Below are 11888 nucleotides of genomic sequence, written 5' to 3' on the forward strand. Positions count from 1 at the left end.
AAATTTACTTAAATCTAGGCTGGTTTCCTATTAATTCTCAATAATTAATGTTTATTGAGAATATAGGCTCTTTCCAGAAAAGCCTCTAACCCTTTTGAATACTCATTTTTAGCTGGTTTTCTTACATCGAACTCAGGTAGGTAAAGTTACATTTTCACTATTTGGAGATTTTTTGTTGTGGTTGTCAGAATCAGGATAACCAGGATTTAAGGATGTACAGGATTGTAGTTTGTAGATTTTCTGTAAATGTTTAATGATTATAAATTATGATTTAGAGAAAAATATATTTTCTATCATTCACAAAAACCTATATTTTCTAAAAAACATCCTGTTAATCCTGGTAATCCTGATTCAGACATTATTCACTAATACTCCAATCTTCTAAACGCAAATTAGGAACTTTTTCAAAATCTTTAAAATTACGAGTTACTAAAATCCCCTTGACTGATAATGTAATTGCAGCAATGCGTAAATCTTGAGTACCAACGCGGATTTTTTGCTTAACTAATTCAGTGTAAATATTACCCGCAGCTTCGCTAAAATGTAGGACATTTAGACTATTTATGTCTTCTAATGTATCCTCTAACCTAGCATAAGCTAAAACTAATTCATTCGCTGATTCACACCTGTTAATAATATTCAGTCTTCCCCGTAGTTGTTCTGTAGCGGTGATAACAGTTATGGCAATATTTTCAGGATTGAACATAGTTAATCGCTGTCTAATTAATGAATTGCCTCTCTGTAATAAAGATAGATGATCTGTATCTAATATTCTTAAATTATCCACTTCTTTATTAACCTTTATTCATTAATTACATCTAGTTCACGACGATATTCTTCTATATATTCTAGCATTTGATCGAATTGCGGATCATCCTTATATTTACCCGCTATTTTTAGCCAAGGATTTTCTGTTTTTGGTGCGACAATCTCTAAAGTCACAATCTTAGCATTTCCTAAACGAACTTGCAAAATTTTATCTAATTGTTCTATTGCTTCCGTTTCTGTATTCCCTAAACCTTGACATTCTGGTAAACTTAATAATGTCGCTTTAACCGTGCCATCTTCTTGATTTTCAATTAACACATCATAAGTTAACTTGGGTGCAATTGTGGAAAGAGCATTTTTAACAGCTAAAATCATGATATTTTTACTCTTCTAACTCTGAATTAATTATAACACAATACTTGAAGAAAGTTAAAATTATCATCTACATGATTTTAAGATTTATAGAATTTTATTAGCAATCGTCCATTCTATATTTTATCATCCTGTTAATCCTTTAATCGGTGGACATCCTGATTCAGACAAAAAATATCCTGAAAATCCTCAGAGTAAATTAATTCTCTAGCTTCCTTAATAAAGCCACAAAACCAGCTTGAACAAAATGAATATCAGCCGTTACAGCATAAATTAACCCCTGATCTTTCATAACAACAAATGAGATACAATCCGTTAAACCCCAATCTTTATCTTGACGACTGTGATAAAGTTCCAGCGCACGCATAAGAAGCGATGAATCTACACTAACGACTTTGATATTATCTGTTTGATAACACTGATTAATAAACTGAACTGATGCTGTGCGGTTCACTGCACTTAAAGCATTACCAACTTCTATCAAAACGGTTTCTGTTATCCATACTTCAACGGCATTTTTCACCCTTGGTAATAATGCTTTTGCTTGAGTATGGTATTGATAATTCTTATTTAGTAGAGCCTGAATAAATACCGTATCTAAAAATAGTCTTTCCTGATTCATTCTCTGATCTCATTGTCATGTTTAGGAGTACCATATAAATAGTGATTATGTTGACTTGACCAATCACTTGGTGCTTCAATAGTTCCTGTTAATGCCTCTAGCACATCCCAAGCATTACCTTCATTTTTTATATATTCCAGTGTTTCACCAAAAAGAGGATTATCCTTGTGCATTCCTGAAAATTTCAGCCAAGGATGTTCTGTTTTATCTGGTTCAATTTCTAAAGTTACTATTTCTGGTTTTCGTGCTTGAAAAAGCTGAATCAGATTATTTAATGCTTCCTCTTTATTCGCACCTAAACCTTGACATTCTGGTAAACTTAATAATGTCGCTTTCACAGTGCCATCTTCTTGGTTTTCAATTAACACATCATAAGTTAACTTGGGTGCAATTGTGGAAAGAGCATTTTTAACAGCTAAAATCATGATATTTTTACTCTTCTAACTCTGAATTAATTATAACACAATACTTGAACAAAGTTAAAATTATCATCTACATGATTTTAAGATTTATAGATTTTTATTAACAATCGTCCATTTTATATTTTATCATCCTGTAAATCCTGTAATCGGTGGACATTATCTTGACTTCGCTCGATAACCACCTGATTCAGACAATTTTGCTAACCTATTTCCTCACCATAAATCTATGAATCATAAAGTTTTTTATCTTGATGGTAAAAAAATTAATAACAAACAAACATTTTTAAAACAAGCTGCTGAAGCAATGGAAATTCCTCCATACTTCGGCGCTAACTGGGATGCTTTTGATGAATGTATCACCGATTTAACATGGTGTCCGGCTCAAAGATATGTGATATTATATCATCATGCTGATATCTTTGCTCAAGCTGAACCGACACAGTACCAAATAGCATTGGATATTTTAAATTCAGCCAAAGAATACTGGGAAGCTAATAATATTCCTCTGAAGTTTTTAGTTATTAACAAATAGGTAAAGTTACATTTTCACTATTTGGAGATTTTTTGTTGTGGTTGTCTGATAGCGTAGCGTGGCGCAAGCCATATCAGGATAACCAGGATTTTAGGATGTACAGGATTGTTATTTGTAGATTTTCTGTGAATGTTTAATGATTATAAATTATGATTTAGAGAAAAATATATTTTCTATCATTCACAAAAACCTATATTTTCTAAAAAACATCCTGTAAATCCTCTAATCTTGGATATCCTGATTCAGACAAATAACATCCTGTGAATCCTTAAATCCTGGATATCCTGATTACGACATTAAACTTTTAACAAATTTATGCTAAAATAATTAACTAAGCACCATTAGGAGATTTTCCAATTATGCAAGTAACGATTGATTTACCAGATAAATTAACAACAAAAATCATAAATCAATGGGGTAATTTACCACAAAAAATCCTGAATAATCTTGTATTAGAAGCCTTTCGAGACAGATTAATTGATTTTGATGAACTAAAAGATTTACTAAACTTTCCTTCTGACACTGAACTCAAAAAATTTTTAATCCAAAATAATATTCTCCATTCCGCCGGTTTACTTAATTTATATGGTGCTTGTGCTGATATTGATTTTGCAACGGATGATGATTTAATTGAGGTTATTAATGAAAAATGATTCTTTAATTTATTTACTAGATACGAATGTTTGTATCATGTATCTCAAGGGTAAATCTCTCAGCATTAATCATCATCTTGATAATTTAGAACCTGAAAAAATTGCGGTTTGTTCTGTAGTCAAAGCTGAATTATTTTATGGTTCTATGCGTAGTAATAATCCTCAAAAAGCTGTAAATGTGCAAAAAATATTCATAGAACAATTTGTTTCTTTACCTTTTGATGATGAATGTGCAGAAAATTATGGCAAAATTCGCGCTGATTTAGCAAATTCTGGAACTCCTATTAGTTCAAATGATATACAAATTGCTTCTATTGCTTTAGTGAATAATCTAATTTTAGTTACTCACAATGTCAGGGAATTTAAACAAGTTAAAGGGTTACAAATTGAAGATTGGGAAATTGTCTGATAGTGTAGCACAAGCTATATAAAGTTACCTTTTCACTATTTGGAGATTTTTTGTTGTGGTTATTCTGATATGGCTTGCGCCACGCTACGCTATCAGACAATTATTCATAAATTCGCCTATTTCCTTCTTTCTTGCAACTTCCGATAAACTGCTTTTAAATCAACCTGATGATGCGCTAAGGCTACAAGAGTATGATAAAACAAATCTGCAACTTCACCAGCAATTCCATCGGCATCATCATCCTTGCAGGCCATGACTACCTCCGCGCTTTCCTCACCAATCTTTTTCAAAATCTTATTATCACCACCAGCCAATAACTTGCAGGTATAAGAATCTTCATTGGGGCGATCGCGGCGATCGCAAATTACCGCAAACAATTGTGATAAACTATCCCCTGGTGGTGGTGTCACCGTGCCATCAACCTGATGAAAACAACTACGTTCTCCAGTATGACAAGCTACATCACCCAACTGCTCCACCCCGATTAACAGAGCATCACTATCACAGTCATAACGAATAGTTTGTACCTTCTGAATATGTCCAGAAGTCGCGCCCTTGTGCCAAAATTCCTGCCGGGAACGACTCCAAAACCAAGTTTCCCCAGTGTCCAAAGTCCTTTGCAACGATTCCCGATTCATCCAAGCCATCATTAACACAGTTCCATCCAAATAATCTTGGATAATTGCCGGCACTAAACCCTTGTCATCGTAGCGAATTTTTTCCACAGGGATAGCAGATGAAAGCGATTTCAGTTCAGAAGAAGACATACCAGTTAATTTACAATAATTCTTTGACTCAAGATACCATTTTCAGCTAATCCCATACCAGAGAAATTCACAAGCAACTTTTCACCCTATCCTAAGATAGAAGCTCAATTTTAATCACCACCTCAGAGGAGATACCCTTGGTAAACACCACAATTAAAACCACAAAATCACAAGAAATCTTTGCTGCTGCTCAAAACCTGATGCCCGGAGGAGTCAGTTCTCCCGTTCGCGCTTTTAAATCCGTCGGTGGACAACCCATCGTATTTGATCGTGTTAATGGCGCATATATTTGGGATGTAGACGGCAACAAATACATTGACTATGTTGGGACTTGGGGACCTGCTATTTGTGGTCATGCTCATCCAGAAGTCATATCCGCACTACACGCAGCCCTAGATAAAGGCACAAGTTTTGGCGCTCCCTGCGCTCTTGAAAACGTTTTAGCCGAAATGGTCATTGATGCCGTTCCTAGCGTCGAAATGGTCAGATTCGTTAACTCTGGAACAGAAGCTTGTATGGCGGTATTACGCCTGATGCGAGCCTTTACAAATCGAGAAAAATTGATCAAATTTGAAGGCTGCTATCACGGACACGCAGATATGTTCCTGGTCAAAGCCGGTTCTGGTGTTGCTACCCTGGGTTTACCCGACTCCCCAGGAGTACCAAAATCCGTCACAGCCAACACCTTAACCGCGCCTTTCAATGATTTGGAAGCCGTAAAAGCCTTATTTGAACAAAACCCCCAGGAAATCGCCGGAGTTATTCTTGAACCCGTAGTTGGTAACGCTGGTTTTATTACCCCTGATGCTGGTTTCCTAGAAGGACTACGGGAACTTACTCAAGAATATGGGGCATTATTAGTATTTGATGAAGTCATGACAGGCTTCCGCATTGCCTACGGTGGCGCACAAGCTAAATTTGGTGTTACCCCCGATTTAACTACAATGGGTAAAGTCATTGGTGGTGGTTTACCCGTCGGCGCTTATGGTGGCCGCCGTGAGATTATGTCAATGGTTGCCCCCGCAGGCCCAGTTTATCAAGCTGGGACTCTTTCCGGTAATCCTTTAGCCATGACAGCGGGAATTAAAACCCTGGAACTACTCAACAAACCCGGTACTTATGAGTATTTAGAAAAAATTACCAAACAGTTAGCTGATGGATTACTAAAAATCTGTGCAGATACGGGTCATGCTGCCTGTGGTGGTCATATTAGTGCCATGTTTGGGCTATTCTTCACCGCTGGACCTGTGCATAACTATGAAGATGCCAAAAAGGCAGATACAGCTAAATTTGGTCGTTTCCATCGCGGAATGTTAGAGCATGGTATTTACCTAGCCCCATCTCAATTTGAAGCTGGTTTTACTTCTTTAGCACATACTTCCGAAGATATTGAACAGACATTAGCCGCTGCTAAAGAGGTGCTATCTAGTCTGTAAATAGGTAAGAGGCAAGAGTCACCAGTGACGATTAGTGTTATACTATTTGTCACAGGAAGGGTAATCAATCTGTCTAAAAACCTAACTGCCTAATGGCTTTTCTGTACCTTGACAATTAAATCTATGCGGTTCTACTGCATTGTTCTAGTTTCCTCCTAGTAGTCTGTCAAGATAAAAATGATGGACTGTAGTGTGAGCGTCTCGCTCACGCGGGCAAGACTTGTATTGAGCTTGTCGATAGCGCAGCGTGGCGTTAGCCATAGTATGCCCGCATTACCAAAAACCCGTCAAAAATAAATTTGACAGACCACTAGTTTAAGTGGTCTCGTTGAACCAAGAATCCCCGTGTCTTTAGACCGGGGAGTGTCAATCATCGTGCAATGAGTTAATAGTGCATGAGCTACTGCGTAAATCCGACTTGTCCCGATCCCAAAAATTCAGCATCTGTTCAAACTTGTCAAGCCTGTGGCTCGCAATTATTGTTGCGTGATCGCTTTCGGCCGATGAAACCAATTGCTCAAGGTGGTTTTGGGGCAACATTTTTAGCAATAGAAGAAAAGCTGCCAGGGAAAGCTCCTTGTGTAATTAAGCAATTACGTCCATCAAGTACGACTCCGTACATATTAAAAATGGCACGGGAGCTATTTGTCAGAGAAGCGGAAACTTTAGGTAAGATCGGTAATCATCCGCAAATACCCAGGCTGCTGGACTATTTTGAAGATAACAATCAATTTTATTTAGTTCAAGAATATGTGAGCGGTTTTACGCTCCAGCAAGAAGTGAAAAAAAATGGAGTTTATAGTGAAACCGGAATCAGACAATTTTTAAGTGAAATCATGCCCTTGCTGCAATATATCCACGAGCAACAGGTAATTCACCGTGATCTTAAACCAGCTAACTTAATTCGTCGTTCTCAAGATGCCAGATTGGTACTAATTGATTTTGGTGCTGTCAAAAACCAATTTAGTCAAGTCACAACCAGTCAATCAGAACAATCAGCTTTAACAGCTTATGCGATAGGAACCCCTGGTTTTGCACCCCCAGAACAAATGGCGATGCGTCCGGTTTATGCCAGTGATATCTATGCAGTAGGAGTGACTTGTATTTATTTGCTGACTGCCAAAATTCCTAAAGATTTAGAATACAATCCCACCACGGGGGACATGATGTGGGAGCATCTGGTAGACATCAGCGACCATTTGACCAATGTATTGAGAAAAATGTTGGAGGTAACAGTACGCAATCGCTATCAGATAGCACAAGACGTACTCAAAGCTTTGGACATGGAGCCATATTTAGATAGTTTAGCCCAAGGATTACTATCCAAACCCTCCGGCTCTGCATCAACACAGAACAATTCAAATTCTGGTATTGATTCTATTAATTATACTCGTGCTAACAATGATAGTGTAGTAAAATTAGCTGCATCTATTCGAGCTAGAAAAGACAAGACACCAGGAGGAATGGAATGGAAACATGGACAAACTCAGGGTGGAGAATTTGCATCTAAATCAGCCCCAAAATCAGCAGCTAGAGATGTAAATTATCATGGTGATCCATTCGCTGCGCGAACATTAGATTCCCAAAGTCTAATAGCAGCCTATGAAAAAGGACGACGAGATTTTGCTGGCTACAATTTTATTCGCTTGATTGTGGTTAATTCTAACTTATCAGCAGCTAATTTTTATGCTGCTCAATTTCATAAATCCAATTTTCAAGGAACTAATCTTCACAATACCGACTTTGGGAGAGCAAGTTTAAAAGAAGCAAATTTCAAAGATGCGGATTTAAGCAAGGCTTATTTTAGTAATGCTGATTTAGAAGCAGCAGACCTCAGCGGTGCAAACCTCAGCCGAGCTTATCTCAGTCAAGCTAATCTGCGGGGAGCTAATTTGTCTGGAGCTAATCTTACTGGTGCTAAAATAACTGATGACCAATTGGCTGTAGCTAAGACCAATTGGCTCACAGTGCGTCCAAATGGGAAACGGGGTTTGTTTTAATTGATAAAACTTAAACTGTCAGTATTTACGTTTTTTATCAGAAATTAAGAGTGAATTTAAATTAAATCATTTTGTCAAAAACATACTATTTTTATTAAAACTGTCATTGGTTAACCATCTGACTTTCCATTCTGGCATATTATCTCTAAATGTTCGTTTCTGTCAAAAATCTAGAATTGATTTGTCATCTGTAATGCAATAAATTGACTAAACCGATTTTGTCTAGATCTACATTTTTAGGTTTTCCAGGATTACGTTTTCTACCTCATATTTTTCATTAACTAATTTTGAAACAGCACTGAAAAGGTATGCAGTTGTGCAAAACCACAAGCTACAAGGTTCATTATCTTCTCAGTCTATTCTCCGATTAGCTATAGCTATTGCTATGCTGGCATCTTTATCTGTGGCTAGTATTAGTGTTTTTATTGTCCTAAAATTTCGGGATATAGATAATCAAAAATTAGCAACTGCTACGATCGCAATACCAGAGATAAAAACAGTCACAGCCCTAGGTAGAATTGAACCAGAGGGGGAAGTAATTAAATTATCAGCACCTGTATCTGGAGAAGGAAGTCGAGTCGAAAAGATATTAATTCGGGAGGGAGATATGGTCAAAGTAGGACAGACAATTGCTATTTTAGATAATAGTGATCGCTTGCAAGCAGAATTAACAGAAGCCAAAGCAGAAGTGAGGATAATTCAATCTAAAATAGCTCAAATTCAAGCAGGTGTTAAACAAGGAGAAATTACGGCTCAAAAAGCGATAATTGACAGATTAGCTGTAGAAAGTCAAGGTGATATTGATACTCAAAAAGCAACTCTAGAAAAATTGCAGGCAGAATTACTCAATGCTGAATCTGAAAATAAACGTTATCAAGAATTATATACAGAAGGGGCAATTTCTGCGTCTCAAAGAGATAGTAAAAGCTTGAATGTAGAAACGGCTAAAAAAAGTCTTGAAGCGGCACAATCACAATTAAAAAAGCTGGAATTAAGTAGCCAACAACGAAAAAAGGAAGCTTCAGCAACACTAGATCAGATTTCTGAAGTTAGGAAAGTAGATGTAGAAGCTGCAATAGCCGAATTAAATCGGGCAGAAGTATTAGTGAAAAAAGCTACTATTAATCTCCAGAAAGCTTATGTAAAATCTCCTCAAAATGGACAAGTATTTGAAATCCATACCCACCCAGGAGAATTGATTACTAATAATGGCATTGCTGACATTGGTAAAACCAGTCAAATGTATGTAGTTGCTGAAGTTTACGAAAGTGATATTACCAAAATTCTTCAAGGTAAACAGGTGCGGATAGTTGGTGATATTTTTCCTCAAGAATTGCAAGGAAAAGTAGAAAAAATCGGTTTACAGGTAAGAAAGCAAAATCTCACTAATACAGATCCTTCTAGCAATATTGATAACAGAATAGTCAAGGTTCATATCCGACTAAATACAGCTTCCAGTCAGCAAGCAGCTAAATTTACTAATATGCAAGTTAAGGTAATTATTAGTCTTTAGTCAGTTGTTAGTAGGGGCGAAGCATTTGGAAGATAAATTATCGGTCATTGCCAGAAATAGTTCTCCAAATGCTTCGCCCGTACAGTTGTCAGTAGGGGCGAAGCATTTGGAAGATAAATTATCGGTCATTGCCAGAAATAGTTCTCCAAATGCTTCGCCCGTACAGTTGTTAGTAGGGGCGAAGCATTTGGAAGATAAATTATCGGTCATTGCCAAAAATAGTTCTCCAAATGCTTCGCCCGTACAGTTGTTAGTTGTCAATTATCATTCCTATGATTAGTATTTTTCAACAATTTCGACGACGAACTCCTTTGGGTTGGTTGCAACTTACTCATGAAAAAAGTCGTTTATTCGTAGCCATATCAGGTATTGCTTTCGCTGATATTCTTATGTTTATGCAGTCAGGCTTTCAAACTGCTTTATATGACAGCAATACTAGATTACATCGCAGTTTACAAGCTGATATTATTCTCATTAGTCCCCAAGCCCGTAGTTTACAAAGTATGTCTATTTTTTCCCGGAGACGACTTTATCAAGCAATGGATATACCGGGGGTGAAATCGGCTGAAGCTATGTATTGCAATCATATTATTTGGAAGAATCCCCAAACACATTTGGAAACCGGAGTTTTAATTATTGGGATAAATCCAGATCAACCAGCTTTTGATTTACCAGAAATTAATCAACAATTACAGAAGATTAAATTACCAAATACAGTTTTATTTGATCGGGCAGCCAGAGGGGAATATCAACAAGCAATAAAGAAAATTCAAGAAGGTAAAACTGTCACAACTGAAATTAATGGTAGCACAATTACTATTGGTGGTTTATTTAAACTTGGTGCTTCCTTTGCCGCTGACGGTAGTTTAATTACCAGTGCAAATAACTTCTCCCAAATCTTTGCCAGGCAGCCTACAAGTAGTGTGAACATCGGTTTAGTTAAAATCAAACCAGGTTATAAAACTGACCAAGTTGTTGCCCAATTAAAGGCTTATTTGAAAGATGATGTTAAGGTTCTCACTCATCAGGAATTTATTGAATTTGAAAATAACTTTTGGAGTAGCAATTCTCCCATTGGGTTTATTTTTAATCTCGGTGTATCAATGGGATTTGTGGTTGGAGTAATTATTGTTTATCAAGTTCTTTCCACAGATGTTAATGCCCATTTGCGAGAATATGCAACCTTTAAAGCCATCGGATATCGTCATTTTTATTTACTAACTATTATTTTTGAAGAAGCTTTAATTTTAGCAGCTTTGGGATTTTTCCCAGGGGTAGCCGTATCTTTAGGACTTTATCAGATCACCCGAACAGCGACAAATTTGCCCATGTATATGACCATAGCTCGTGGTTTACAAGTGCTATTATTAACTATAATTATGTGTGCTATTTCCGGAGTAATTGCTACTAATAAACTCCAATCTGCTGATCCTGCGGATATGTTTTAATTGCTAGTTTACTTGCTTTCGTATTGGCAGCATATTACAGCACTTCCCGGTGTTATGAGGTACATATCTAGCGGGCAAGATGCCCGCACTACAAGAGTTTCATGATTCAACCTTGTACCTCATAAGAGCGGAAACCGCTGTATTATACCCAAATTTCCCAAGTTATCTTGTTTTGGGTGGCATTTGTTCTGACTTGACCATTTGGGGCAACACTGGGGGATATTCTCACCAAACCACATGAGAAAAGCAGACTCAGTTATGCTACTATTGGCTCGTCTATAGTCCTGCTGTCAATACTTGGAGTCTGTGTTCTGTTGACAACTATCAAACCGAAAAGCAAGGGTTTTACACACCCTACTTATTTTTATGAAGGATACAAAAATCAAACCGAATTTCTATAAATCATCAATAATCAAAATTTAATGAATAAAAAGCGTCCTCCTGGTTTAGTGGCAATCGTTATCTATAAGGGATTTGTTGCTTTACTATTAGCGGCAACATCCCTCGTTTTACTTTTAGCTTTGAAAAATCATGAAGCTCTAATTATGCTCTCTCAATCCTATGTTTTAGAAGGAAAACTGGAGATAATTGAATGGCTTTTAGAAAAAGTCATTAATATCAAAAGTTCAACTTTAAAATTTAGTGGTATGGCTGCGGGAATTTATGCTTTAGTCACCGCAATTGAATCTGTAGGTTTATGGTATGAAAAAACCTGGGCAAAGATATTAGTTATTGGATTAGTTGGTATTAGTATTCTTCCCGAAATATTTGAGTTAATTCAAGGCTTGACAGTTTTGAAAATATTAGAGGTTGTTTGAAAAGTATTATATCAAACCAGTAATCTCCAAAAACCTAACCCCCCTACCCCCCTTCCCTGCAAGGGAATGGGGGTTTTAAAGCCTCTCCCCTTGCAGGGGAGAGGTTTGGAGAGGGGTCAGTCTATACA

14 protein-coding genes are annotated in these 11888 nt (G+C 36.9%); 9 read left to right on the forward strand and 5 right to left on the reverse strand.

Annotated features, from left to right (window positions below):
* Nucleotides 1-358 precede the first annotated feature (358 nt).
* The 4 genes from PN450_RS00540 to PN450_RS00555 form a co-directional block, all read right to left on the reverse strand.
* Nucleotides 359-787, reverse strand: a complete 429-nt coding sequence (locus PN450_RS00540) for a type II toxin-antitoxin system VapC family toxin (RefSeq protein ID WP_271835015.1) — start codon at nt 785-787, stop codon at nt 359-361.
* Nucleotides 788-801: 14 nt separating this feature from the next.
* Complete coding sequence (locus PN450_RS00545; protein ID WP_271835016.1) at nt 802-1143, reverse strand: hypothetical protein; 342 nt, start codon at nt 1141-1143, stop codon at nt 802-804.
* 196 nt (nt 1144-1339) lie between these two features.
* Complete coding sequence (locus PN450_RS00550; protein WP_271835018.1) at nt 1340-1762, reverse strand: type II toxin-antitoxin system VapC family toxin; 423 nt, start codon at nt 1760-1762, stop codon at nt 1340-1342.
* A complete protein-coding gene (locus PN450_RS00555; RefSeq protein ID WP_271835020.1) occupies nt 1759-2187 on the reverse strand; it encodes a type II toxin-antitoxin system HicB family antitoxin in 429 nt (142 codons plus the stop codon). The genes PN450_RS00550 and PN450_RS00555 overlap by 4 nt, the downstream gene beginning before the upstream one ends.
* Before the next feature lie 223 nt (nt 2188-2410).
* Here PN450_RS00555 and PN450_RS00560 point away from each other — a divergent pair, with 223 nt between their 5' ends.
* The 3 genes from PN450_RS00560 to vapC all read left to right on the forward strand — a co-directional run bounded on the left by PN450_RS00560 (nt 2411) and on the right by vapC (nt 3778).
* Nucleotides 2411-2716: a barstar family protein gene (locus tag PN450_RS00560; RefSeq protein WP_148762328.1), complete on the forward strand. Its 306-nt coding sequence runs from the start codon at nt 2411-2413 to the stop codon at nt 2714-2716.
* A gap of 359 nt (nt 2717-3075) precedes the next feature.
* A complete protein-coding gene (locus PN450_RS00565; RefSeq protein ID WP_213800059.1) occupies nt 3076-3369 on the forward strand; it encodes a hypothetical protein in 294 nt (97 codons plus the stop codon).
* Nucleotides 3359-3778 (forward strand): type II toxin-antitoxin system tRNA(fMet)-specific endonuclease VapC, encoded by a 420-nt coding sequence (gene vapC / locus PN450_RS00570; RefSeq protein WP_271835023.1) that lies wholly within the window; start codon nt 3359-3361, stop codon nt 3776-3778. The genes PN450_RS00565 and vapC overlap by 11 nt, the downstream gene beginning before the upstream one ends.
* A 116-nt stretch (nt 3779-3894) precedes the next feature.
* Here the strand turns inward: vapC and hisIE are convergent, their stop codons facing one another.
* Nucleotides 3895-4545, reverse strand: a complete 651-nt coding sequence (gene hisIE / locus PN450_RS00575; RefSeq protein WP_148762322.1) for a bifunctional phosphoribosyl-AMP cyclohydrolase/phosphoribosyl-ATP diphosphatase HisIE — start codon at nt 4543-4545, stop codon at nt 3895-3897.
* 137 nt (nt 4546-4682) lie between these two features.
* Here hisIE and hemL point away from each other — a divergent pair, with 137 nt between their 5' ends.
* The 6 genes from hemL to PN450_RS00605 all read left to right on the forward strand — a co-directional run bounded on the left by hemL (nt 4683) and on the right by PN450_RS00605 (nt 11760).
* Nucleotides 4683-5981, forward strand: a complete 1299-nt coding sequence (hemL, locus tag PN450_RS00580; RefSeq protein WP_271835025.1) for a glutamate-1-semialdehyde 2,1-aminomutase — start codon at nt 4683-4685, stop codon at nt 5979-5981.
* Nucleotides 5982-6376: 395 nt separating this feature from the next.
* Nucleotides 6377-7981, forward strand: a complete 1605-nt coding sequence (locus PN450_RS00585) for a serine/threonine-protein kinase (RefSeq protein ID WP_271835027.1) — start codon at nt 6377-6379, stop codon at nt 7979-7981.
* A gap of 316 nt (nt 7982-8297) precedes the next feature.
* Nucleotides 8298-9494 (forward strand): ABC exporter membrane fusion protein, encoded by a 1197-nt coding sequence (locus PN450_RS00590; protein ID WP_271835029.1) that lies wholly within the window; start codon nt 8298-8300, stop codon nt 9492-9494.
* A 4-nt stretch (nt 9495-9498) separates the two neighbouring features.
* Nucleotides 9499-9774, forward strand: coding sequence for a hypothetical protein (locus tag PN450_RS00595; RefSeq protein WP_271835031.1), 276 nt, complete (start codon nt 9499-9501; stop codon nt 9772-9774).
* The gene (gene devC / locus PN450_RS00600; protein ID WP_271835035.1) at nt 9767-10942 is read left to right on the forward strand and encodes an ABC transporter permease DevC; all 1176 of its coding nucleotides are present in this window, start codon (nt 9767-9769) and stop codon (nt 10940-10942) included. Before PN450_RS00595 ends, devC begins: the two co-directional genes overlap by 8 nt.
* Before the next feature lie 422 nt (nt 10943-11364).
* Entirely contained in the window at nt 11365-11760 is a 396-nt protein-coding gene (locus tag PN450_RS00605) for a DUF2127 domain-containing protein (RefSeq protein WP_271835033.1), read from the forward strand.
* The last annotated feature ends 128 nt before the right edge of the window (nt 11761-11888 follow it).

Source organism: Dolichospermum lemmermannii CS-548, from assembly GCF_028330815.1.
GTDB classification, from domain to species: Bacteria; Cyanobacteriota; Cyanobacteriia; order Cyanobacteriales; family Nostocaceae; genus Dolichospermum; species Dolichospermum lemmermannii.